Here is a 24,768-nt window from a genome sequence, read left to right on the forward strand (position 1 = left end):
AGGCTGCATCAGATAGCCAGTGGTGGCGTGTGAGGGCGCAGCCGTGATGGCAACATGGCAGCCGCCGGGGGGGCGGTGTATAGTAGCGCCCCTTTTTGATGAGCTCGGCCATCTCCCTCTGTCATGCAGTGGGTGGGCCGTTAATGTGGTGATGAGGAAGAGAGCGAGATGAATCAATATTTGCTGGTAGCCAACCTGCTGGGTGAACTCACCGCCGAGTTGCAACGCCTCGATCGCTGGCAAGCCGAGCATCCAGGGGCCGAGGCGCTGGCGAGCGAGCTGCCATTTTGCGTCGATACCCTGAGCTTCGATCAATGGCTGCAGTTCGTGCTGATCCCGCGCATGGAGCAACTGGTGATGTTGCAGGCGCCGCTGCCAACCAGCGTCTCCCTCTATCCCATGGCGAGCGAAGTCTACAAGGAAGAGCTGGCCGAGGTCGCCGATCTGCTGCGGCTGATCGGCCGCTTCGATCTGCTGCTGAGTGGTAAGGTGGTAGAGCAATAATGAAGCTGACTCGGCTCTATCAGAAGGAAGCCCTGGCTGGGGTCATGGGGCCTCTGCGTCTCATCGGAAGTTGTTACGACCTGCTGTCAGGTGGCAAGGCGGTGGAGCAATGAAACTGACCCTGCTCTATCAGGATGACTGGCTGGTGGCGGTCAACAAGCCGTCCGGTCTGCTGGTCCACCGCAGCTGGCTCGACAAGGCCGAGACCCGCTTCGCCATGCAGATGACCCGGGATCTCATCGGCGGTCGTCACGTCTACCCCGTGCACCGGCTCGATCGCCCCACCTCGGGGGTGCTGCTGTTTGCACTGGACCCGGCGGTGGCGCGCACCCTGACCGAGGCGTTTGCCGCCCGCAAGGTGCACAAGGAGTATCTGGCGCTGGTGCGGGGCTGGGCGCCCGAGCAGGGGCTGATCGACCACCCGCTCAAAGAGCAGCTGGACAAGATCGCCGATGCCATGAGCAACCCCGATCGTCCCGCCCAGGAGGCGGTGACCACGTTTCGCAGCCTGCACCGGGTCGAGTTGCCCCATGCGGTCTCCAAGAAGCATCCCACCAGCCGTTACAGCCTGGTCCGGCTCTTCCCCAAGACGGGCCGCAAGCATCAGCTGCGTCGCCACCTGGATCACCTGTTCCACCCCATCGTCGGTGATACCACCCACGGTGATGGTCGTCATAATCGCTTCTTCCGCGAGCATTATGGCTGTGAGCGGCTGCTGCTGGTCGCCCACAAGTTGAGCTTCGAGCACCCGGTGCTCAAGGTGCCGATGCGGATCCAGGCTCCGCTCGGACCAGAGTTGCTGGGTCTGTTTGCCAGGCTGGGCTGGCCTGCCAGCGAGAGCGACTACGCGGTCTAGCCATCCCCACGGTCTGTTGCCTCTGACCGGGCTGTGGCATGCTGTAGGCCACGTCAGTCAGAGGAACAGGTTATGGTTCAGAGAGATACCCCGCTAGCCACCCCGTGTGCCCCGCACCTGCCGGGGGCCGAGACCCAGAACATCCTGCGAGATCCAGGCCCTCTCCTTCGCCAGAGGAGCCGCTGATGGCCGAGATAGATATCCTGGTCGGCACCGTCTACGGCTCGGCCATGCTGGTGGCCGAGACCCTGAGCGATCATCTGCAAGCCGAGGGCCATGTCTGCCGGATCTTCGACGAAGCCGAGCTGGAGGACATAGACGCCTCCCGCTTCTTGCTGCTGATCAGTGCGACCACCGGGCAGGGCGACATTCCCCCCAACCTGCTGCCCTTTGCCAGCGCCCTGGCCGATCGGGCGCCCTACATGAAAGGGTGGCGTTATGCCCTCATCGCCTTGGGGGACAGCAGTTACGAACACTTCTGCGGGGCCGGTCGCCAGTTGGATGGATTGTTGCAGGAGCTGGCCGCCGAGGCCCTGGTACCGCGTCTGGAGATAGACGCGACTGTGGAAGATGAGCCCGAAGTTGCGGCCATGGCCTGGTTGAAAACCTGGGAAAATAAACTGTAATCCTCTTGGTCCAGTATTCTTATTTTATCCCCCATCGGCTTGCCGCTGGGGGATAGTTATTTTGGGGCTTAGCCAAGCTTTCTCTTAAATATATCCTGTACTTTGTCAGGTTATTTTCTGTACCCGGACTCTGCTAAAAAAGCCGTTATTCATCAGAACTGCGACAAGTTACAAAATTAAAAGTTCCGCATTGAAAGCGATTTCAGTCATGTTTTTGTCATGGAATTGAAGGTTCTCATCTTATTCCTCATCGCGAATTAATAGTTGAAAGCGATTTCATTGGTGATTTATTGCTTCATTGCTGGATGTGGTGATGCATTGGTTGTTGTCATTGTTAGTTTTACATCCTTCATTCACTTGTCATGACTCTGGTGCGCGATTTGTCGCCGTTTTGTGAATCAGCTCATGTTTGTCGCGAAATTCGCTACTTATAATCGACCCCGGTTATCACCGAAATGATTTCTGGTGATAAGAACTTGAATATCAGGATCACACTCCCAGCGGGAATAAGGAAAAATGAAAATGAAAGCAAAGTGGCTCCCGATTGCAGCAGCAGTAACCGCTGCCCTGGCTTCCCAAGCCGCCTTCGCCGTTGATTTCCACGGCTACTTCCGTTCAGGTGTTGGTGTTTCCGGCGACGGGGACATGGTGAAATACAACGTCAACAAGGTTGGCCGTCTGGGTAACGAAAACGATACCTATGGCGAAGTGCAACTGGGTCAGGAAGTTTTCAACAAGGACGGCAAAACTTTCTATGTAGACTCCATGTTTGCCATGGCTTCCAACGGTTCCAATGACTGGGAAGGGACCGGCACCGTCTGTAACTTCGATGCCAAACAGTGCAACGGCGACTCCGATTTTGCGCTGCGTCAGTTCAACGTCCAGGCCAAGGGCCTGCTGGGCTTTGCACCGGAAGCGACTCTGTGGGCTGGTAAGCGTTACTACCAACGTCACGACATCCATATCTCCGACTTCTACTACTGGAACATCTCCGGTGCCGGTGCCGGTATCGAAGGCATCCAGGCCGGTCCTGGCAAGATCTCCTTCGCCTGGGTCCGCAACGACCGCAGCGCCGCCGACGTATTCGGTCAGTACACCGAAACCAGCCCGGGCGTGTTCCAGAAGAATGAAGATCTGAACGTCAACACCCTGGATCTGCGTTATGCCGGCATCCCGCTGTGGCAGGATGGTTCTCTGGAGCTGGGCGTTGACTATGCCATCGTCAACGAGACCGAAGCCCAGAAAGATCTGAAAAACGACAACATGAAAGACGGCGTCATGCTGACTGCCGAACTGACCCAAGGCATCCTGGGTGGCTTCAACAAGACCGTGCTGCAGTATGGTAGCGAAGGCTACTCCAAGACCATGGCCTTCTACGGTGACGGCTCCTGGTACGGCGCCGAAGCGAAAAGCGGTGCCGATGGCTACCGTATCATCAACCACGGTGTGATCCCGATGGGTAACTCCTGGGAGATGGGTCACCAGCTGGTGTACGGGGTAGGCAACGAGATGTGGGATGGTCACGACCAGACTGAAACCTTCTCTGCCGTCGTCCGTCCTATGTACAAGTGGGATGATTTCAACAAGACCATCTTTGAAGGCGGTGTCTTCAAGGACAAGACCAGCTACACCAGCGGTGGCAGCGACAAGGATGGTGGCTACAAGCTGACCCTGGCGCAGGCCTGGTCCGCCGGCCCCAGCTTCTGGGCCCGTCCGGAAATCCGTGTGTTCGCCTCCTACCTGGCTGATACCGAAGCGGATAGCAGCGGCAGCAAGAATTCCTTCGAAGGCGGCACTTCCAAGGACACCTATCAGGTTGGTGTGCAAGCGGAAGCTTGGTGGTAAGCAGTATCTTCAGTTAAGTTAGTCACTGCCCCCTCTTGGGGGCAGTTTTGTTTCACAGGATTTGGCAACCGGGTTATGGAGATAAGAAGAATGAAACTGGTAAAGATGTCTATCGCGGCCGTGGTTACCGCGCTGTTGGCCGGTTGTTCCGGTAGCATGGTGGTGCCCATAGAGGAGCACGCCTCCATCCTGAGCAATGCCGATCAAGCCAAGCAGGCGCTCTCTCAGACCACCAGCTGCTGCAAGGGCTTCAACGAATTCAACTATGTTTCTCTGCCGGAAGGCGACACGCTGCTGGTCATCGATGGCAAGCAGCCCAGTTATCAGTTTGACGAGGGGATGAGCTACTTTGCCGCCTATCGTCTACCGGCCAACACCGGCAACCTGGCCATCACCGTGGCTTCTCAGGTGAGCAAGACGGTGCTGGTGCCCAAGGTGATCATGCTGGATGCCCAGTTCAAGGTCACCCGCGTGCTGGGTGAGTCGGCATTCACTTACCAGCCGGCCTATCTGCTCAACAACGATCGGATTGAAGGCAATCTGCATGTCAATCGCAGCACGCCAGGCAACCCGGCGACCGAAACCTATATGGTGGTCTACGCGCCGGCCGATGAGCTGGCGGGCAGCACCACCATATTGCACCCGGCCAAGGCTTTTGCCCGTGCGAACGGGACTGTCGAGCCGGACATCAAGGATCCCGTTATCCCGCACTCTCCCTGGGGGCTGGTGCAGATCGAGGTGGTTGATACCGCCAAGGGGCAGGGCCTAGAGGCGGTGTTCAAGCCCGAGTACTCGGACAAGGTGGCGATGAGCCAGGCCCAGCCTGCCATAGCTGCAACGGCAGCCACCACAGCCGTGGTCGCAGCGACCCCCAGCAAGCCGGCTCCAGCCATGCTGACCGAGACCGAAACCTTCTATAACAGCCAGATCGAGAAGGCGGTCAAGGCCGGTGACATCGACAAGGCGATGCAGTTGGTGAACGAGGCAGAACGTGCTGGCTCGACCAAGGCCAAGTCGGTCTTTATTGATGCGGTCAAACGCTCACAGAAGAATTAAATAGCCGCGTTTAAATCGGCTAATATTTATTTGAGGCCTCCCTTGTTGGAGGCCTCTTTAATCGGTAGACTAGATAATAGAAAACAGCAATAAGTTACATTGAGTTACAATATGTTTCTTTAAGAATTGTTGAGACGTATAAAAATACAATGTGAAACAGCACTTTTCATCTCGCTGTAATAATATGAGTGTGCGAAGTAATATTCCGATTGCCCCCAGTAAATCCCATTTATTTATCTTGTGATCTCTCCTCCAAATTTATTATTCCCTTCGGCGCGACGGAGGCATTTCCCGCGGCGCTGGGTTATATTCTGTTGGTCAAAATAAGTAAACCCGAGTCGTATTCAGTGCAAGCGCGGATGACGAACGCTGTCATCTATAAATTGCACTGAGTCGCTGACGGAAAAAAATCCATTCAGGAGCGCACACATGTTAAAAAATGCTTTCTCTAATCTGCAAAAGGTCGGTAAGGCGCTGATGCTGCCAGTATCGGTCTTGCCCGTTGCAGGTATTCTGCTGGGGGTGGGTGCTGCCCACTTCAGCTGGTTGCCGGAAATTGTCTCCCAGTTGATGGAGCAAGCCGGTGGTTCCGTATTCGGTCAGATGGCCCTGCTGTTCGCCGTGGGCGTGGCACTTGGCTTTACCAATAACGACGGTGTATCCGGTCTGTCTGCCATCGTAGGCTACGGCATCATGACCGCTACCTTGAGCGTGATGGCACCTGTGATGGGTGTGGAGAAGATCGATACCGGTGTACTCGGCGGTATCCTCGCCGGTGGTGTCGCCGCCTGGGCGTTCAACCGCTTCTACAAGATCCAGCTGCCAGAGTATCTGGGCTTCTTCGCCGGCAAACGCGCCGTGCCCATCATCACTGGCTTCGTTTCCATCGGTCTGGGTGTGATCCTGTCCGTGATCTGGCCGCCAGTGGGTGGCGCTATCGCCGCCTTCTCCGACTGGGCTGCCAACCAGAACCCGGTACTGGCCTTCGGTATCTACGGCGTGGTTGAACGCTCCCTGATCCCGTTCGGTCTGCACCACATCTGGAACGTACCCTTCTTCTATCAGGCTGGTACCTGTGTCAACGGTGCCGGTGAAACCGTACACGGCATCATGACCTGCTTCCTGACCGCCAACGACGCTACCCGCGCCGCCGGTAACGGCTTCGGTCAGCTGGCCGGTGGCTATCTGTTCAAGATGTTCGGTCTGCCTGCTGCCGCCTTTGCCATTGCGCATTGTGCCAAGCCGGAAAACCGCGCCAAGATCGTTGGTATCATGGCCTCTGCCGCCCTGACCTCCTTCCTGACCGGTATCACCGAGCCTATCGAGTTCTCCTTCCTGTTCGTTGCCCCGGTACTGTATGCGATTCACGCCCTGCTGGCTGGTCTGGCCTATGTGCTGACCAACTCCCTGGGGATCGTACACGGTCACACCTTCTCCAACGGCTTCATCGACTTCGTGGTGCAGTCACCCCGTGCCGATAACATGCTGTTGCTGGTGGGCCTGGGTCTGGTCTACGCCGTCCTCTACTATGTGGTCTTCACCGTGGTGATCCGTGCCATGAACCTGAAGACTCCGGGTCGTGAAGACGAAGCGGCTGAAGAAACCGTCGCCCAGAGCAAAGACGAGATGTCTGCCGCCCTGGTCGGTGCCTTCGGTGGTAAAGACAACATCGCCTCTCTGGATGCCTGTATCACCCGTCTGCGTGTCGGTGTGAAGGATGTGTCCAAGGTTGACCAGGCTGGTCTGAAGAAACTGGGCGCTGCCGGTGTGGTCGTGGCTGGTTCTGGTGTTCAGGCCATCTTCGGTACCAAGTCCGACAACCTGAAAACCGAGATGGACATCTGGATGAAGAGCAACTAATACAGTTGCCTGAAACTCAGAGTCTGAAAAAGGGAGGCGCAAGCCTCCCTTTTTGCTGGGCGCTCGGCGGTGTATCCGAGGCTGGTGGTGTGTGAGCCCCTCAGCCGGTGACATCGACAGGGGAGGGGCTGCCAGGGTAGATGTATACCATGGGTGGATATGAGCGCCGCCAACGCTTAGCACAAAGAAAAAGGGCGCCTGAGGGGCGCCCTTTGCCGTTGCCGGGTCTGGGTTACAGCTTCTCCAGATCCCGCTCTATCTCGCTTATCTTGTTCTGCACCACTTTTTCCAGGTGGCGCAGATCGCGTAATATCTTCTGCTTGATGTCAGGGTCAGCCTGGACGTGCACCCCCTGAGTCAGGTTGTCCAGCTCATCCACCACGTACTTGAGGTTGGCGTTGATTTCGGTGACATCCTTGTACTCATGGGTGCCCGAATCGATCAGTATGGTCTTGCGCTGACGCGGATACTTGAACTTGACACTCTTGGCGAAGAACTCGCCCTTCTGCTTCTTGAAGTAGATCTTGAGGATGTCGTGATTGGCCTCCTGGCGCAGGGTGTAGCTGTCCACTGAGGTGGGTTCCTGGATCCCCAGGCTCTTTAGATTCTCGTACATCGGGCTTCCTCGATTTGAAACGATCCTGACCCATCTATCTTAACCGAGTCACCGTAGCTTGCCTGTGACAGGGGCGCCAAAATCAAAAGGGTCCCAAAGGGCCCTTGCTGTGGGGTCGCCGGCTGGGCAGTCATCGATGACTCGCAGCAGGGTGTTGAAGCCAAGCATCCTGATGGTATCTATATTCATGATGCACAAAACAATAAAAAAGGGCGCCCTCAGGCGCCCTTTTTTTGCACGGCGACATCTTATTCGTCGATGGAACGCAGCAGGGCGTTGATGCCGACTTTGGCACGGGTCTTGGCATCCACCTTCTTGACGATCACGGCGGCGTACAGGCTGTACTTGCCGCACTTGGAAGGCAGGGAGCCGGAGACGACCACCGAGCCAGCCGGCACGCGGCCGTAGTGGATCTCGCCGGTTTCGCGATCATAGATGCGGGTGGACTGGCCGATGAAGACGCCCATGGAGATGACGGAGCCTTCCTCCACGATCACACCCTCTACCACCTCGGAGCGGGCACCGATGAAGCAGTTGTCTTCGATGATGGTCGGGTTGGCCTGCAGCGGCTCCAGTACGCCACCGATGCCGACGCCGCCGGACAGGTGCACGTTCTTGCCGATCTGGGCGCAGGAGCCGACGGTGGCCCAGGTGTCGACCATGGTGCCTTCATCGACGAAGGCGCCGATGTTGACGTAGGAGGGCATCAGCACGGTATTGGGGGCGATGAAGGAGCCTTTGCGAGCGGTCGCCGGCGGCACCACGCGTACCCCGGCAGCCTTGAACTGCTCGGCGGTATAGTCGGAAAACTTGAGGGGAACCTTGTCGTAATACTGGGCGTCGTCACCCTTGATTATGCCGTTGTCATTGATGCGGAAGTAGAGCAGTACCGCCTTCTTCAACCACTGGTGTACCACCCACTCGCCGGCAATCTTCTCGGCGACACGGGCCTTGCCGGAATCCAGCAGTTCGATGACTTGCAGGATGGCGGTCTTGGTGGCGGCATCGACGGAGCCGGGAGTGATGGAATCACGGCGTTCGAAGGCCGCTTCGATGATCTGTTGCAACTCGGTCATGACAGGTTTCCTTTAAATAATTCCGTTTGTTGTATCACACTTTTCTAATTGTTTTTAAGGGCCCGGGCCGATTTCTTCGGGAGAATGGCGACTTATTGTGCGTTGGTTGCTCAAGCGCTTGTTCTGATTGATAAATCAGCATGAAAATTGGTGTCCAGTGGAGCCGCCTCCCGATTGATCCGCGCCCTCTTCCTGCGGATTGAGCTGATTGACCAAGCGCTCCTCCAGCGCCTGCTGTTCGGCCTGGTTCAGAGGTTCCCCCTCGAGCGTAGTGAGGCTGAAGAAATCCTCCACCCGCTCGCCTATGGTGGTGATCTTGGCCGCATGCAGGGAGAGGCCGCACTGCTGGAACACGGCGCCGATGCGGGCCAACAGCCCCGGGGTATCCAGCGCCGTCAGCTCCAGCAGGGTGTGGCGGGTCTCCCCTTTATGGAGTGAGGAGCGGGGCAAGAACACCACCCGGGTCGGCACGCTGAACTGGCGGTGGCGGCGCGACAGTGGCTTGTTGCGCAGCACCAGCTTGCCCGGCTCCTGCAGCGCCTTCTCCAGCGCCTTCCTGATGGTGGCGGTGCGGTTCGGGCTGATGGGATCGCCGGTCGGCTCCAGCACTATGAAGGTATCCAGCACGTAATCACTGCGCGAATTCATGATCTGGGCGTCGTGGATGTTGAGGTTCTTCTGATCCAGCGCCGAGGCCACGGTGGCGAACAGATTCGGGGTGTCGCGGCAATAGATGAACACCTCGCTGCCGCCCCGGGTGGGGTGCTTGCCGATGATCACCAGCGGGGCGGGATTGTCGCCATGAGCGATGATCTTGCGGCAGTGCCAGGCGATCTGCTCCGGGTTGTGGCGCAGGAAGTAGTCGGCCTTGAAGTCGCTCCACAAGGCGTTGATCGCCTCCTCCGGCACCTCACGTTGTGCCAGGATCTGCTTCGCCTGACGCTGGTTCTCGCGGATCTTGAGCCGCATGTCGGGCGGGTTCTCCAGCCCCTGGCGCAGGGCCTTCTGGGTGGCGAAGTAGAGCTCGCGCAGCAGGGTGCCCTTCCAGTCGTTCCAGAGGGTATCGTTGGTGGCGCAGATATCGGCCACGGTCAGGCAGTAGAGCAAGTCGAGGTGCAGCTCGTCGCGCACCTTCTGGGCAAAATCGGCCACCACCTCAGGATCGTAGATGTCGCGCCGCTGGGCGGTGACCGACATCAGCAGATGGTGGCGCACCAGCCAGGCCACCAGCCGGCTCTCGTAGCGATCCAGGCCGTGCAGCTGGCAGAACTCCAGCGCATCGACGGCGCCGAGCTCGGAGTGATCCCCACGGCGGCCCTTGGCGATGTCGTGGAACAGGGCGGCGATGCTGAGCAGCTCCGGCTTGCGCAGCTGGGTGAACACCTCGTGACAGAGCGGGTGGGTCTGACGGCTGGCCGGATTGGCGAAGCGATGGATGTTCTTGAGCAGCCGGTGGGTGTGCTCATCCACCGTGTAGGCGTGGAACATGTCGAACTGCATCTGGCCGACGATGAGGTTCCATTGGGGCAGATAGGCCGCGAGGATCCCGTACTTGTGCATCAGGGTGAGCGCTTGACCTATGCCATTGGGGTGGCGCAGCAGCGCCATGAACAGGCGGCGACACTCGGGCAGGTCCTGCAACCAGCAGCTGAGGGTGCGCCGCGCCTCGCGCAGCTGACGCAGGGTGGCGGAGTGAATGCCGGCGATGTCGGGATGCTGGGCAATCTGGTAGAAGAGCCGCAGTATGGCGGCGGGATCGCGGCCAAACAGCTCGGGATCCACCGCATCGATGAGCCGGCCCCGCAGCTGAAACTCGGGGCAGAGGCGGCGGACATCCATGGCGGTGTTGCCCAGAATGGCTTCGTCAAACAGCTGCAGCAGCATCTCGTTGAGCTCGGCGACCCGCCGCACCGTCTGGTAGAAGCGCTTCATCATCTGCTCGACCGGGCCATTGCCTTCGCCCTCGAAGCCCAGCATCTGGGCCACGGTCCGCTGGCGGTCGAACAGCAGGCGGTTGTCGCCCTTGTTGATGGCCATGTGCAGCGCGAAGCGCACCTTCCACAGGAAGTTCTGGCAGTCGAGCAGCTCGCGGTACTCGGCCCGGTTCAGGAAGCCGTGGCTGGTCATCTCATAGAGGGTGGTGGCGCCGAAGTGGCGGCGGGCGACCCAGGCCAGGGTCTGGATGTCGCGCAGGCCCCCCGGGTTGCTCTTGAGATCGGGTTCCAGCTTGTAGGCGGTGCCGAGGAACTGCTGATGGCGCAGGCTCTGCTCCTCGCGTTTGGCGCGAAAGAACTCCTCACTCGGCCAGAAATGCAGAGGATGGGTCGCGGCTTGCAACTGCTCGAACCCGGCCAGACGACCGGTGATGTAGCGCGCCTCGATGAGGTTGGTGGCGACCGTGATGTCAGCCCGGCCCTGCTCGATGCACTCGGCCACGTTGCGCACCGATTGCCCCACCTCCAGCTTGAGATCCCACAGCAGGGTGATGAACTCGCCGATGCGCAGCCCCAGCACCTCATCGAGCTCCTCCCCTTCATAGAGGATGAGCAGGTCGATGTCGGAGTGAGGATGCAGCTCACCGCGGCCATAGCCGCCCACCGCGATCAGGGTGAGTGCCGTCTTGTCGAAGCCGAATTTCTGCCACAGCCGGATCAGCAGCTGATCCATGTACTCGGAGCGGGTGGCTACCAGTTCGATGATGTTGTCACCGGCATCGAAGCGGGCATGCAACCAGACAAGGAAGCGGCTCAAGTACTCCTTGCAGTTCTCGCGGGTGAGCTGATCATCGGGCAACAGATGGGGGGAAAGCAGGCTGGCATCCATGGCATCTCACACTCTGGTCGGGCGGCTAAAAACAAAACCCCGGTGCAGGGCCGGGGTTTGATGTTAACCGTGTTTGTAGAACCGGTCGATAGTGTCGTCGGGGCGCAGGGTCAGCACCTCGCAGCCATCGTCGGTGACCAGCAGGGTGTGCTCCCACTGGGCGGAGTCGCCGCCATCCTTGGTGGTCACTGTCCAGCCATCCTTCGGGTTGACTCGGCAGTGGTATTTCTTGCTGTTGACCATGGGCTCTATGGTGAAGCACATGCCGGCCTTGAGCTCCAGCTTGCCGCCGTTGCGGTAGTGCAGGATCTGCGGCTCTTCATGGAACTCGCTGCCGATACCGTGGCCACAGTAGTCGCGTACCACGGAGAAACCGGCCTGCTCGACGATGGGCTGGATCACGGCGCCGATCTCGGTGATGCACATGCCGGGACGCACCCGCTTGATGGCAGCGTACAGGCTGTCCTGGGCCACCTTGCACAGCTGGCGGCGCAGCGGGGTGGTCTGGCCGACGATGAACATGGCGGAGGTGTCGCCGTGGTAACCATCCTTGATGACGGTGATGTCCAGGTTGATGATGTCCCCTTCCCGCAATTTCTTGTGGTTGGGGATGCCGTGGCAGATCACGTCGTTCACCGAGGTGCAGATGGACTTGGGGAAACCGTGGTAGTTGAGGGGGGCGGGGACCGCCTGCTGCACGTTGACGATGTAGTCGTGGCACAGGGTGTTTAGCTCGTCGGTGGTCACGCCGGTGTTAACATGGGGGGCGATCATGACCAGCACATCGGCAGCCAGCTGGCCGGCAATGCGCATCTTTTCAATCTCTTCCGGTGTCTTGATTTTGATGGACATGGGATCTCTCTTGGGGCCTGACTTCTCATCCTGGGATGACCTAAAATCAGGTAATGAAAAATAGATGCGTTTGCAATCAGGGCGAAATTTTATCCCCAACCTCCGTTTACTTCCAGTGTGATTGTCATCACAGCGTCAGCCAGCGGTCGCATTCCCGCTCCTGGGGATCCATTTTTAGCGTGGCTGCTGGTGGTGTCCTGACCAAAGTTATGGTATAAAGCGCGCCGGAATGGGGAACTTGCGTCTGCATTTCATCACCCTTACTCAATAACACACACACATCGACACCTGTACCGGGGTGCCCCTTTGGGGTCGGTTACATGGGATGTGTGGAGGCCTAACCCCAATACAGAGGTATAAAATGGCTAAAGTTTCTATGCGCGACATGCTGCAAGCCGGCGTTCACTTCGGTCACCAGACTCGTTACTGGAACCCGAAAATGAAGTCCTACATCTTCGGTGCCCGCAGCAAGGTTCACATCATCAACTTGGAAAAAACCGTTCCGATGTTTGACGATGCCATGAACTTCATCAGCTCCGTAGCTGCCAAGAAAGGCAAGGTACTGTTCGTTGGTACCAAGCGTGCCGCGTCTGAAGCCGTAAAAGATGCCGCCATTCGTTGCGACCAGTTCTATGTTAACCACCGCTGGCTGGGCGGCATGCTGACCAACTGGAAAACCGTTCGTCAGTCCATCAAGCGCCTGAAAGATCTGGAAACCCAGAGCCAAGACGGTACCTTCGAAAAGCTGACCAAGAAAGAGGCGCTGATGCGTACTCGCGAAATGGACAAGCTGGAGAAGAGCCTGGGTGGTATCAAGAACATGGGCGGCCTGCCTGACGTTCTGTTCGTTGTCGATGCCGACCACGAGCACATCGCTATCAAAGAAGCCAACAACCTGGGTATCCCGGTCGTTTCCATCGTTGATACCAACTCCAACCCGGACGGCGTTGATTACGTCATCCCGGGTAACGACGATGCCATCCGTGCCGTCAACCTGTACCTGAATGCTGCTGCTGACACCGTACTGGAAGCTCGCGCTCAGGACATCGTTGTTCAAGCCGAACAAGATGGCTTCGTTGAAGCTGAGTAATTGATAAGGACTGAAAAGCCCTTATTAACCAAGCTGATGTAATTGGTTAGCAGGGGCCCTTGTGGCCCCTGTTTCTTGTCAAATCAAGACCGAGGATACTGAACATGGCTAACGTTACTGCCGCCCTGGTAAAAGAACTGCGCGAGCGCACCGCCGCTGGCATGATGGATTGCAAAAAAGCACTGGAAGAAGCCGCTGGTGACATCGAGCTGGCTATCGAGAACATGCGCAAATCCGGTCAGGCCAAAGCCGCCAAGAAAGCCGGCCGTATCGCCGCTGAAGGCGTGATCTTTGCCCGTACCGAAGGCAACATTGCCGCCATGATCGAGCTGAACAGCGAAACCGACTTCGTCGCCAAAGATGCCAGCTTCATGGCCATGGGCCAGAAGATCGCCGACATCGCCGCGACCCAGAAGATTGCTGACGTTGACGCCCTGAAGGCCGCCGATTTCGGTAACGGTGAGTCCATCGAGCTGACCATCACCAACCTGATCGCCAAGATCGGTGAGAACATGAACCTGCGTCGCGTGATGCTGGTTGAAGGTGACAACCTGGGCACCTACGTACACGGTTCCCGTATCGGTGTTATCACCAAGCTGATCGGTGGTACTGCCGAGCTGGCCAAAGATCTGGCCATGCACGTTGCTGCCAACAGCCCGCAGTTCGTCAAGCCGGAAGACGTGTCCGCCGAAGTCGTTGCCAAAGAGCGCGAAATCCAGATCGACATCGCCATCAACTCCGGCAAGCCGAAAGACATCGCCGAGAAGATGGTTGAAGGCCGCATGAAGAAGTTTACCGGTGAGGTTTCCCTGACTGGTCAGCCGTTCGTGAAAGATCCTTCCATGACCGTTGCCGAGCTGCTGAAGAAAGAAGGCGCTGACGTTGTTTCCTTCACCCGTTTCGAAGTGGGCGAAGGCATCGAGAAGCAAGAGACCGATTTCGCGGCTGAAGTTGCAGCCCAAATCGCGGCCGCTCAGAAGGCTTAATCGAACCGGTTTTTCCGTTTCCCCAGACCGCGACTTATGTCGCGGTCTTTATATGACCAGGAATCAGTGACATGAGTACCAATCCCAAGCCTGCATACAGACGTGTTCTTCTGAAGTTGAGTGGTGAAGCCCTGCAAGGATCCGAGGGTTTTGGCATTGATCCAGCGGTGCTGGAACGGATGGCCCAAGAGATCAAAGAGCTGGTTGAGCTGGGTGTTCAGGTCGGTCTGGTCATCGGCGGCGGCAACCTGTTCCGCGGTGCCGGTCTTGCCAAGGCGGGCATGAACCGCGTGGTGGGTGACCACATGGGCATGCTGGCGACCGTCATGAACGGCCTGGCCATGCGTGATGCCCTGCATCGTGCTTATGTGAATGCCCGTCTGATGTCTGCCATCTCGCTGCAAGGCGTCTGCGACTCCTATAGCTGGGCCGAGGCCATCAGCCAGCTGCGTGCCGGCAAGGTGGTGATCTTCTCTGCCGGTACCGGCAATCCCTTCTTTACCACCGACTCCGCAGCCTGCCTGCGCGGCATCGAGATCGAAGCCGACGTGGTGCTCAAGGCCACCAAGGTCGATGGTGTATTCAACGAGGATCCGGTTAAGAATCCGGACGCCGTGCTGTATCATGAGCTCAGCTACAACGAAGTGCTTGATAAAGAGCTCAAAGTGATGGATCTTGCAGCCTTTACCCTGGCCCGTGATCACGACTTGCCGATCCGGGTGTTCAACATGAACAAACCGGGTGCCCTGCGCCGCGTTGTCATGGGTGAGCCGGAAGGCACACTGATCCATCACATCAGCAAATAAGGTAGCAGCAAGCCGGAAGGCGCTCTTATCCATTACGTCAGTAAATAAGTCAGAAGCGGACCTGCTCAGGGTTCGCTCGTCAAAAGGAAAACCACTGTGATCAACGAGATTAAAAACGACGCCAAGGACCGCATGGCCAAGAGCGTAGAATCGCTCAAGACCCAGATGTCCAAGATCCGTACCGGCCGCGCTCACCCGAGCCTGCTCGACGGTATCCAGGTGGAGTATTACGGTGCAGCCACTCCTCTGAAACAGTTGGCTAACGTAGTGGCAGAAGATGCCCGCACCCTGTCCATCTCCATCTTCGATCGCTCCATGATCCAGGCGGTGGAAAAAGCCATCCTGACCTCGGATCTGGGCCTGAACCCGTCCAGCAACGGTCAGACTCTGCGCGTGCCGTTGCCGCCGCTGACCGAAGAGCGTCGCCGCGATCTGACCAAGATCGTCCGCGCCGAAGCCGAAGGTGCCCGGGTTGCCGTGCGCAACATCCGTCGCGACGCCAACGCCGACCTGAAGTCCTTGCTCAAGGACAAAGAGATCTCCGAAGACGACGATCGTCGTGCCCAGGAAGAGATCCAGAAGCTCACCGACGCCTTCATCAAGCTGATAGACGAAGCCCTGGCTGCGAAGGAAAAGGAGCTAATGGAAATCTAAGCCTCCGACAGGTATATTACGAGCGCCGTGTAGTGCCCCTGCACGGCGCTTTTGTCTTTGTGGGAGAAATGAATGTCGCTTTTGGCAGCGCTAGGCGATAGCGCCAGCTCGTCCTTGCCTCGTCACGTCGCCATCATCATGGATGGCAACGGTCGCTGGGCTCAGAACCGTGGCAAGATGCGGGTCTTTGGCCACAAGGCGGGCGTGAAGTCCGTGCGCGAGGCCGTGACCTTTGCCGCCCGTGCCCAGCTGGAGGCGCTGACCCTGTTTGCGTTCTCCAGCGAGAACTGGCGGCGCCCGGAAGGGGAGGTGAATGCCCTGATGGAGCTGTTCCTGACGGTGCTGGGCCGCGAGGTGAAGAAGTTGCACAGCAATGGCATTCGGCTCAAGGTGATAGGCGACACCGCCCGTTTCAGCGATCGGCTGCAGGCCAAGATCGCCAAGGCCGAGGCACTGACCGCCGACAACCAGGGGCTGACCCTCAACATCGCCGCCAACTATGGTGGCCAGTGGGACATCGCCCAGGCGGCCCGCAAGCTGGCCCGCGCCGTGGCGGCCGGTGAGCTGGATGCCGAAGCGGTCGATGAGACTGCGTTGGCGCAGCAGGTCTGCATGGCCGATCTGCCGCCGGTGGATCTGCTGATCCGCACCGGAGGCGATCATCGCATCAGCAATTTTGTGCTATGGCAGCTCGCCTATGCCGAGCTTTATTTTACCCCGGTATTGTGGCCCGATTTCAACGAGGCCGAGTTCAGCGAGGCGGTTGCCTCCTTCGTGACCCGCGAGCGCCGCTTCGGGTGCACGGGTGAACAGATACGGGAATTGATCGCCGAGCACCAGACCGGCTAAACCCCGCTCCCAAGAGAGAGGTTTCTTTTGCTAAAACAACGAATTATTACCGCATTACTGTTAGTACCCCTGGTTTTGGGGGCACTGTTTTTCCTGCCGTTGAAATTCTTTGCCCTGCTGGCTGCCCTGGTGTTCTTGCTGGCTAGCCGCGAGTGGAGCGCCTTCGTCTCTGCCCAGCCGCAGCAATGGCTGCCGCTGGTGTTCTGTCTGCTGCTCGGGGCCAGTCTGTTCTGGGTGCCGGTGGAGCAGCTCTGGATCCCTCACTTGCATCCTCTGTTGATGGGGGTGCTCTGGACTGCGGTCAGTTGGTGGCTGCTGGGCCTGCTGTTGGTGTTGCGCTATCCCCAGAGCGCCAGCCTGTGGAAAAAGTCCGTCTGGCTGAAATCCCTGTTTGGTCTGGTCACCCTGGTGCCCTTCTTCTGGTCACTGGTGGCCATCCGTGGCTACAACTTCTATCACGACCCCATGATGGGGGCCTGGATCCTGCTGTTCGTCATGGGCCTGGTCTGGGCGGCAGATTCTGGCGCGTATTTCTTCGGCAAGGCGTTTGGCAAACACAAGCTGGCACCGGCCGTCAGTCCGGGCAAAACCATTGAGGGCATGCTGGGCGGCCTGTTTACCGCCAGCCTGCTGGCGATTGGTGTAACCTGGTTCATGGGCCTCGTGCCCGCCAAGATGGGGGTCGTGCTGCTGTGCTCCCTGCTGGCGGTGCTGGCCTCCGTGCTCGGCGATCTCACCGAGAGCATGTTCAAACGGGAGGCGGGCATCAAGGATTCCGGCACCCTGCTGCCGGGCCACGGTGGCATCCTCGATCGCATCGACAGCCTGACGGCGGCCCTGCCGGTCTTCCTGCTCAGCTATCTGTTACTCGGTCAGGGGTTTTGATGCATAACTTTCTGATGATATCGAGGGCCGCTGGCTCCATCGGTCTGTTACTCGTTCAGGAGTCTTGATGCACAACTCACTGGTGATCCTGGGAGCGTCCGGCTCCATCGGTCAGAGCACCCTCAGGGTACTGCGGCAGAATCCGGGCCGCTGGCAGGTGCTGGCGCTGACGGCTGCCCGCAGCGTGGATGCCATGCTGCGCGATTGTCTCGAATTCTCCCCCCGTTTCGCCGTGATGGTAGATGAGACCGCGGCCCGCGAGCTGGCCGAGCGGCTCAGGACCCACGGCAGCGCCACCCGGGTGCTGGCCGGTCAGGCGGCCCTGTGCGAGGTCGCCGCTCACCCGGATGCCCACAGCGTGATGGCCGCCATCGTCGGGGCCGCAGGGCTGGCCCCCACCATGGCGGCCGTGCGTGCCGGCAAGCGGATCCTGCTGGCCAACAAGGAGGCGCTGGTGATGTCCGGAGCCTTCTTCATGGAGGCGGTTCGCCACCATGGGGCCGAGTTGCTGCCCATCGACAGCGAACACAACGCCATCTTCCAGTGCCTGCCGGAGGCCATTCAGCGCCAACCCGGCTTCTGCGATCTGGCGGGGGCGGGCATCAGCAAGATCCTGCTGACCGGCTCGGGCGGCCCCTTCCGCTATACCGATATCAACGCGCTGGGCAAGGTCACGCCAGCCCAGGCGATCGCGCACCCCAACTGGTCCATGGGGGCCAAGATCTCGGTGGACTCTGCCACCATGATCAACAAGGGGCTGGAGTACATAGAGGCGCGCTGGCTGTTCAATGCCCTCCCTGAGCAGATCCAGGTGGTGATCCATCCCCAGTCGGTCATCCACTCCATGGTGCAGTACAAGGATGGCTCAGTGCTGGCCCAGCTCGGCAACCCCGACATGTGTACCCCCATCGCCCACGCCCTGGCCTATCCGGGCAGGGTAGAATCTGGGGTGGAACCTTTGGATTTCTTCAGTGTCGGAGAGTTCAGCTTTATCCGTCCCGACTACGAACGCTATCCCTGCCTGGCGCTGGCCATGGCGGCCTGCCAGCAAGGACAGGCGGCGACCACCTCGCTCAATGCCGCCAATGAAGAGAGCGTCGCGGCTTTTCTTGCAGAGCGGATTGGATTTATGGATATTGCCAGAGTCAACGAGTCCATCATGGCGGCGCTGGGCAGTTCTGCCGTAACATCGCTTGACGATTTGATTGCACTGGATGGCACGGCGCGTGTCCGTGCCCACCAACTGATAGAGGAGCTTGCTCGATGAACGGACTGTGCTGGCCAGAGGCCCCTCTCTACGCCCTCGGGTATGACCTCGGGATCAACCACTGATGGGTGTTGTACTGTGGAATGACAACGCCCTCGGGCGCCCTGTTGGCGATGAGCACGAGGTGATCGGCTGATGGGCGGCGTACTGTGGAATATCGGTGCCTTCATCGTCGCCCTCGGGCTGCTGGTGGCGGTGCATGAGTTCGGCCACTTCTGGGTGGCCCGCCGCTGTGGCGTCAAGGTGGAGCGCTTCTCCATCGGCTTTGGCAAGGCGATCTGGCGCCGTGTCGGCAAGGACGGCACCGAGTACGTGCTGGCCCTGATCCCGCTGGGTGGCTACGTCAAGATGCTGGACGGTCGGGTCGATGAACTCAAACCGGGGGAGGAGGCGCAGGCCTTCAATCACAAGAGCGTCTGGGCGCGGATGGCGATCGTCGCGGCCGGTCCCATGGCGAACTTCGTGTTCGCCCTGTTCGCCTTCTGGCTGATGTTCATGATAGGTGTGCCCAGCGTCAAGCCGGTGATCGGCGAGGTGCGTCCCGCCTCCATCGTGGCCCAGGCCGGCATAGCGCCGGGCATGGAGATCGTCGGGGTCGGCGATGAGGAGACCGGAGACTGGGAGAGCGTGACCTACGCCCTCATCAGCCATCTGGGGGACAAGTCGGTACAGCTCAAGTTGAAGGCGGCGGACACCAGCTATGGGATCGACAAGACGCTGATGCTGGAGAGCTGGACCTTCGATCCGGACAAAGAGTCTCCCATCGGCAGCCTGGGGATAGTGCCGCTCGGTGGCAAGGTGCTCCCGGTGGTCGAGGCCATCGTGCCCAAGAGCGCCAGCGAGAAAGCCGGCATGCAGGTGGGGGATCGCATCAAGCGGGTCGGCGAGCAGGAGATCACCGAATGGACCCAGTTCGTCGAGCGGGTACAGCAATCGCCGGAGCAGCCACTGCAGGTAATGGTGGAGCGCGGGGGGAATGAGTTGACCCTGACCCTGCTGCCGGACGTGAAAAAAGTACGGGGCCAGCTGGTCGGTTTCGTCGGCCTGTCGCCGCAACTGGTTCCATTACCGGATGAGTATCGAGTTCTGTTACAGTATGGGCCTTTGCAAGCCCTGTGGCATGGGGTCCAGAAGACCTGGAGCCTGATCACGCTGACCTTTGACATGATCGGCAAGCTGATCGGCGGCATCGTCTCGTTGGACAATCTGAGCGGCCCCATCTCCATCGCCAAGGGGGCCGGCAGCAGCGCCGATTACGGGTTGGTCTATTTCCTCGGTTTCCTGGCGTTGATCAGCGTCAACCTGGGGATCATCAACCTGTTTCCCCTGCCGGTGCTGGATGGAGGCCACTTGGTCTACTTCCTCATCGAGGCAGTCACCGGCAAGCCGGTACCAGAAAAAATTCAGGAAGTTGGGTTCAGGATAGGCGCCGCCATTCTGATGTTACTGATGGGCATTGCGCTGTTTAATGATTTCGCTCGCCTCTGAGGCTAGAGCATCAACAAGGACACATAAGAACAAAATGGCTGTTAAAAAAGCATTGGTGTTGAGTTGCCTGCTGGGAGCCAGCTTCCTGGCTCAGGCGGCCCCTGCCTCTTTTGTGGTGCAAGACATTCAGGTCGAGGGTCTGCAGCGGGTGACCCTGGGCGCCGCCCTGTTGAATCTGCCGGTCCGGGTCGGTGACTCCGTGGACTCGGTGGCCCTGGCCAACGCCATCAAGAAGCTGTATGCCTCGGGTAACTTCGAGGACGTCAAAGTCTATCGTGACGGCCAGGTGCTGCAAGTCGTGGTGAAGGAGCGCCCGACCATCTCCAGCATCGAGTTCTCCGGTAACAAGGACATCAAGGAAGAGCAGCTGACCCAGAGCCTGGAGTCCTCCGGCATCCGGGTGGGCGATCCGCTGGATCGTACCGTGCTGAGCTCCCTCGAGAAGGGGCTGGAAGACTTCTACTACGGCGTGGGTAAATACTCCGCCAAGGTCAAGGCCATCGTCACCCCCTTGCCCCGTAACCGGGTCGATCTCAAGTTCACCTTCGTGGAAGGGGAAGCGGCCAAGATCCAGCAGATCAACATCGTCGGCAACCAGGTGTTCCCGGAAGAGAAACTGCTGGCCCAGCTCTCCCTCAAGGACGACGTGCCCTGGTGGAACTTCACCGGCGATCAGCGCTATCAGAAGCAGAAGCTGGCCGGCGACATCGAAGTGCTGCGCTCCTACTACATGGACCGTGGCTACATCCGCTTCCAGCAGGAGTCGACTCAGGTCTCCATGACCCCGGACAAGAAGGGCGTCTACGTCACCCTGAACATCAAGGAAGGGGATCAGTACAAGGTCTCCGGCATCCAGGTCAAGGGCGATCTCATCGATCGCGGCAGCGAGATGAAGGGGCTCATCCCCATCGAGGCGGGCAGCGTCTACTCCGCCAGCCAGGTGACCCACACCGAAGAGGTGCTCTCCAAGTTCCTCGGTCGTTACGGCTACGCCTATCCCAAGGTGACCACCTTCCCGCAGGTCAACGACGAGACCAAGGAAGTGGAGCTGATCGTCAACATCGAGCCGGGCCCCCGGGTTTACGTGCGCAACATCAACTTCAGCGGCAACGTCACCACCCAGGACGAAGTGCTGCGACGCGAGATGCGTCAGATGGAAGGCACCTGGCTCTCCTCCGACAACGTTGAACAGTCCAAGACCCGTCTCAACCGCCTCGGCTTCTTCGAGAGCGCGGAAGTGGACACCAAGCGGGTGCCGGGCAGCGATGATCAGGTCGATCTCGACTTCAAGGTCAAGGAGCAGCCGGCCGGCTCCATCAACGCGGGTATCGGTTACGGTACCGAATCGGGTCTGAGTCTGCAGGCGGGCCTGCAGCAGGACAACTTCATGGGTACCGGCAAGAAGATCGGTATCAACGCCAGCACCAACGACTACTCGAAGAACATCGATCTCAGCTACAACGATCCCTACTTCACCGTCGACGGTGTCAGCCTGGGTGGCCGACTCTATTACAACGAGTTCAGCGCGGCCGATGCCAACATCGTTGACTACGAGAACACCACCATCGGCTTCCGCCTCTCCAGTGGCTTCCCGGTCAACGAGAACAACCGTCTCGACTTCAGCCTCGGCTACGAGAACAACAAGCTGTCCCAGCCCAACCCCTATGTGCAGGTGGATGAGTTCTGGAAGGTGTACAGCGGCAACCTGGATGGTGACAACCGCATGGTGTTCAACACCGTCGACGTCACCGCCGGCTGGACCCGCTCTACCCTCAACAAGGGCCAGTTCCCGACCGCCGGTGACCGTCAGCGTGTCAACGCTAAGGTGACTTTGCCTGGCATGGATCTGCAGTACTTCAAGCTGAACGCCGAAGATGCCCACTACTTCCCGTTCGATGCGGACCACCAATGGGTCATGCTGGCCAAGGCCCGCGCCTCTTACGGTAACGGTTACGGCAGCAACGGTGACTATGACCACGTGCTGCCGTTCTTCGAGAACTACTATGCCGGTGGTTTCGATACCCTGCGTGGCTTCAAGAGCAACACCGTGGGTCCGAAGGCGCTCTATTACTACAACCTGGGTGGTAACGACGTGATCCAGGGCACCGACAGCTCGGTGGGGGGCAACGCCCTGGCGGTCGCCTCCCTTGAGATGATAGTGCCGACGCCCTTCGCCTCCGAAAGCTATCAGCCCCAGCTGCGGACCAGCTTCTTCATCGATGCCGGCAGCGTGTGGGATACCACCTTCAACTATGAGCAGTACCAGAACCGCTGCTTCAGCGGCTGTAACTACCTGATGGATTACTCCGACCCCAGCAATATCCGGGTGTCGGCCGGTCTGTCGCTGCAGTGGCTCTCTCCCATGGGCCCGCTGGTATTCGTGCTGGCTCAGCCGCTCAAGAAATACGAAGGGGATGATACTGAAGTATTCTCCTTCAACATCGGCCGTACCTTCTAAAGAGGGCGGACGCTCCCCCACCTCGGTGGGGGTATTCAATGATGGGACGCGCAGCTTGCGTGCCTCACCAGGTAACAAGCCGGTCCCAAGGACTGCTTGCACAATCAGTTAAATCAGGTAGCCCTCGACCGAGGGACCAAGGAGTAAGTGTGAATAAAGCGTTGAAAGTAGCTGGTTTGAGTTTTGCACTGATGGCTGCCGGTATGGGCTCCGCCTGGGCTGAGACCAAGATCGCCGTGGTTGACATGGGCGAAGTCTTCCAAAAGCTGCCCCAGCGTGAAGCCGTGGCCAAGAAGCTGAAGGGCGAGTTCGAGCCGCGCATGCGCGAGCTGCAGAAGCTGGAATCCGACGGTCAGGCACTGGTCGAGAAGTTCAAGAAGGACGAAGCCTTCATGAGCAACGAGCAGAAGAAGCAGAACCAGGAGAAGCTGGCCAAGCTGCAGATGGAGTTCAACCAGAAGCGTCAGGCGTTTGAGAAAGACAACGGCCGTCGCCAGGCGGAAGAGCGCAACAAGATCCTGACCAAGGTCCAGGCTGCCATCGATTCCATCGCCAAGAGCAATGGTTATGATCTGGTGCTGGAGCGCAATGCCGCGCCTTATGCCGCCAGCAAGCTGGACATCTCTTCCCAGGTTATTTCTCAGGTAAGCAAGAGCAACTAATTGATGGCATTCACTCTCGCACAGCTGGCCCAGCAACTGGGGGCCCAGGTCCATGGCGATGGGACCCAGGAAATCCGCAAGGTAGCGACACTGGAAAAGGCCGGGGAGGGTGACATTGCCTTCCTGTCCAATCAAAAATACCGGCATTATCTGGAGCAGAGCAAGGCCACGGCCGTGCTCATTACAGAGGCGGATTTGCCATTTTGTCCCACCAATGCTCTGGTGCTCAAAGACCCCTATGTGGGGTTTGCCCGGGTAGCCCAACTGCTGGACACCACCCCGCAGCCGGCCACGGATATCCATCCGAGTGCCGTCATTGCGGCGGACGTGCAACTGGGCGAGAGAGTGGCCATCGGCGCCAATGCGGTCATCGAATCCGGCGTCGTGCTGGGGGATGACGTGCGCATTGGCCCGGGTTGTTTCGTTGGCAAGCATACCCGACTGGGAGCGCGCTCCCGGTTGTGGGCCAACGTCACCCTCTATCACAACGTGACCCTGGGCACAGACTGTCTGGTGCAAGCCGGCACTGTGATCGGGGCCGACGGCTTCGGTTATGCCAACGAACGTGGCGAGTGGATCAAGATCCCCCAGCTCGGTGGCGTGACCATTGGCAACCGGGTCGAGATCGGAGCCTGTACCACCATAGACCGGGGTGCGCTGGAAGATACCCGCATCGCGGATAATGTCATCATCGACAACCAGTGCCAGATCGCCCACAACGTCGAGATTGGTTATGGCACAGCCATCGCGGGTGCGACCACGATGGCCGGTAGTCTCAAGGTCGGCAAATATTGTATCATTGGCGGCGCCTCCGTCTTTAACGGGCACATGGAGATCTGCGACCAGGCCACCATCACAGGTATGGCCATGGTGATGCGACCCATTACCGAGCCCGGTATCTACTCTTCCGGCATCCCCCTGCAATCCAATAAAGAGTGGCGCAAGACCGCCGCCCGGGTGATGCGTATCGAAGAGATGCACAAGCGGTTGAACCGACTTGAGAAAAAGCTGGGTCAAGAATAATCACGATTGGTATAGGGTACTGTTTTGACTACTGAAAAGAAGAGCCTGGGCATCCAGGAAATCATGGATCTGCTGCCCCACCGTTATCCGTTCCTGATGGTGGACAAGGTCGAGAGCTACGAGATCAGCGATGAGCGCAAGACCTTGCGTGCCATCAAGAACGTCTCGTTCAACGAGCCGATCTTTCAAGGCCACTTCCCGGCCAAGCCGGTGTTCCCCGGCGTGCTGATCCTGGAGGCCATGGCCCAAGCGACCGGCATCCTGGCCTTTACCATGGTGGGCAAACCGTCCCCCAACGAACTCTATTACTTTGCTTCAATCGATAACGCTCGTTTCAAGCGCCCGGTTGGCCCTGGCGATCAGCTGGTGCTCGACGTGGTGTTCTTAAAAGAGCGTCGCGGCATTGCCAAGTTCACCGGTGTTGCTACCGTTGATGGTGAAGTGGTCTGTACCGCCGAACTGATGTGTGCAAAGCGCGAGGTGTAA

The 24,768-nt window shown here is 58.8% G+C and carries 22 protein-coding genes; 18 read left to right on the forward strand and 4 right to left on the reverse strand.

The genetic code is table 11. The features are described 5' to 3' along the window. The first annotated feature begins 168 nt into the window (after positions 1–168). The 6 genes from KW821_RS00220 (at position 169) to ptsG (ending at position 6,747) form a co-directional block, all read left to right on the forward strand. Entirely contained in the window at positions 169–504 is a 336-nt protein-coding gene (locus KW821_RS00220; protein ID WP_042654075.1) for a YqcC family protein, read from the forward strand. Between the two features lie 109 nt (positions 505–613). Continuing rightward, entirely contained in the window at positions 614–1,360 is a 747-nt protein-coding gene (gene truC, locus KW821_RS00225; protein ID WP_218289838.1) for a tRNA pseudouridine(65) synthase TruC, read from the forward strand. Between the two features lie 185 nt (positions 1,361–1,545). Next, positions 1,546–1,986, forward strand: coding sequence for a flavodoxin (locus tag KW821_RS00230; RefSeq protein ID WP_218289839.1), 441 nt, complete (start codon positions 1,546–1,548; stop codon positions 1,984–1,986). A 522-nt stretch (positions 1,987–2,508) separates the two neighbouring features. Further along, the gene (locus tag KW821_RS00235) at positions 2,509–3,831 is read left to right on the forward strand and encodes a maltoporin (protein ID WP_305729931.1); all 1,323 of its coding nucleotides are present in this window, start codon (positions 2,509–2,511) and stop codon (positions 3,829–3,831) included. Between the two features lie 90 nt (positions 3,832–3,921). Continuing rightward, the gene (locus KW821_RS00240) at positions 3,922–4,887 is read left to right on the forward strand and encodes a MalM family protein (RefSeq protein ID WP_218289841.1); all 966 of its coding nucleotides are present in this window, start codon (positions 3,922–3,924) and stop codon (positions 4,885–4,887) included. 429 nt (positions 4,888–5,316) lie between these two features. Next, the gene (gene ptsG / locus KW821_RS00245) at positions 5,317–6,747 is read left to right on the forward strand and encodes a PTS glucose transporter subunit IIBC (protein WP_042654071.1); all 1,431 of its coding nucleotides are present in this window, start codon (positions 5,317–5,319) and stop codon (positions 6,745–6,747) included. Positions 6,748–6,979: 232 nt separating this feature from the next. Here ptsG and KW821_RS00250 read toward each other — a convergent pair whose 3' ends face one another. From KW821_RS00250 to map, 4 genes are all read right to left on the reverse strand, one after another. Further along, on the reverse strand, positions 6,980–7,363 hold the full coding sequence (locus KW821_RS00250; RefSeq protein ID WP_042654070.1) for a DUF3461 family protein: 384 nt from the start codon (positions 7,361–7,363) through the stop codon (positions 6,980–6,982). Positions 7,364–7,611: 248 nt separating this feature from the next. Next, entirely contained in the window at positions 7,612–8,439 is an 828-nt protein-coding gene (gene dapD / locus KW821_RS00255) for a 2,3,4,5-tetrahydropyridine-2,6-dicarboxylate N-succinyltransferase (protein WP_042654069.1), read from the reverse strand. Positions 8,440–8,574: 135 nt separating this feature from the next. Next, a complete protein-coding gene (gene glnD / locus KW821_RS00260; RefSeq protein WP_218289843.1) occupies positions 8,575–11,262 on the reverse strand; it encodes a bifunctional uridylyltransferase/uridylyl-removing protein GlnD in 2,688 nt (895 codons plus the stop codon). Positions 11,263–11,325: 63 nt separating this feature from the next. Continuing rightward, positions 11,326–12,114: a type I methionyl aminopeptidase gene (map, locus tag KW821_RS00265; protein ID WP_218289844.1), complete on the reverse strand. Its 789-nt coding sequence runs from the start codon at positions 12,112–12,114 to the stop codon at positions 11,326–11,328. 361 nt (positions 12,115–12,475) lie between these two features. Here map and rpsB point away from each other — a divergent pair, with 361 nt between their 5' ends. From rpsB to fabZ, 12 genes are all read left to right on the forward strand, one after another. After that, the gene (rpsB, locus tag KW821_RS00270) at positions 12,476–13,204 is read left to right on the forward strand and encodes a 30S ribosomal protein S2 (RefSeq protein ID WP_042654066.1); all 729 of its coding nucleotides are present in this window, start codon (positions 12,476–12,478) and stop codon (positions 13,202–13,204) included. A gap of 104 nt (positions 13,205–13,308) precedes the next feature. Continuing rightward, the gene (gene tsf, locus KW821_RS00275) at positions 13,309–14,190 is read left to right on the forward strand and encodes a translation elongation factor Ts (protein ID WP_042654065.1); all 882 of its coding nucleotides are present in this window, start codon (positions 13,309–13,311) and stop codon (positions 14,188–14,190) included. Between the two features lie 71 nt (positions 14,191–14,261). Further along, positions 14,262–14,996, forward strand: a complete 735-nt coding sequence (pyrH, locus tag KW821_RS00280) for a UMP kinase (RefSeq protein WP_042654064.1) — start codon at positions 14,262–14,264, stop codon at positions 14,994–14,996. 96 nt (positions 14,997–15,092) lie between these two features. Next, a complete protein-coding gene (frr, locus tag KW821_RS00285; RefSeq protein WP_042654063.1) occupies positions 15,093–15,650 on the forward strand; it encodes a ribosome recycling factor in 558 nt (185 codons plus the stop codon). A 72-nt stretch (positions 15,651–15,722) separates the two neighbouring features. Continuing rightward, positions 15,723–16,499 (forward strand): polyprenyl diphosphate synthase, encoded by a 777-nt coding sequence (uppS, locus tag KW821_RS00290; RefSeq protein ID WP_218289845.1) that lies wholly within the window; start codon positions 15,723–15,725, stop codon positions 16,497–16,499. A 27-nt stretch (positions 16,500–16,526) separates the two neighbouring features. Next, positions 16,527–17,384, forward strand: a complete 858-nt coding sequence (locus KW821_RS00295; RefSeq protein WP_042654061.1) for a phosphatidate cytidylyltransferase — start codon at positions 16,527–16,529, stop codon at positions 17,382–17,384. 67 nt (positions 17,385–17,451) lie between these two features. Next, complete coding sequence (gene ispC, locus KW821_RS00300; RefSeq protein WP_218289846.1) at positions 17,452–18,651, forward strand: 1-deoxy-D-xylulose-5-phosphate reductoisomerase; 1,200 nt, start codon at positions 17,452–17,454, stop codon at positions 18,649–18,651. Positions 18,652–18,786: 135 nt separating this feature from the next. Then, on the forward strand, positions 18,787–20,139 hold the full coding sequence (gene rseP, locus KW821_RS00305) for a sigma E protease regulator RseP (protein ID WP_218289847.1): 1,353 nt from the start codon (positions 18,787–18,789) through the stop codon (positions 20,137–20,139). Between the two features lie 34 nt (positions 20,140–20,173). Then, the gene (gene bamA, locus KW821_RS00310; protein ID WP_218289849.1) at positions 20,174–22,597 is read left to right on the forward strand and encodes an outer membrane protein assembly factor BamA; all 2,424 of its coding nucleotides are present in this window, start codon (positions 20,174–20,176) and stop codon (positions 22,595–22,597) included. Between the two features lie 149 nt (positions 22,598–22,746). After that, positions 22,747–23,259 carry an OmpH family outer membrane protein gene (locus tag KW821_RS00315; protein ID WP_042654057.1) on the forward strand — a complete coding sequence of 171 codons (513 nt, stop codon included), beginning with the start codon at positions 22,747–22,749 and terminating at the stop codon, positions 23,257–23,259. Between the two features lie 3 nt (positions 23,260–23,262). Next, entirely contained in the window at positions 23,263–24,282 is a 1,020-nt protein-coding gene (gene lpxD, locus KW821_RS00320; protein WP_042654315.1) for a UDP-3-O-(3-hydroxymyristoyl)glucosamine N-acyltransferase, read from the forward strand. A gap of 24 nt (positions 24,283–24,306) precedes the next feature. Further along, on the forward strand, positions 24,307–24,768 hold the full coding sequence (fabZ, locus tag KW821_RS00325; RefSeq protein WP_042038166.1) for a 3-hydroxyacyl-ACP dehydratase FabZ: 462 nt from the start codon (positions 24,307–24,309) through the stop codon (positions 24,766–24,768).

The organism is Aeromonas sp. sif2416, from assembly GCF_019218665.1.
Taxonomy (GTDB): domain Bacteria; phylum Pseudomonadota; class Gammaproteobacteria; order Enterobacterales; family Aeromonadaceae; genus Aeromonas; species Aeromonas encheleia.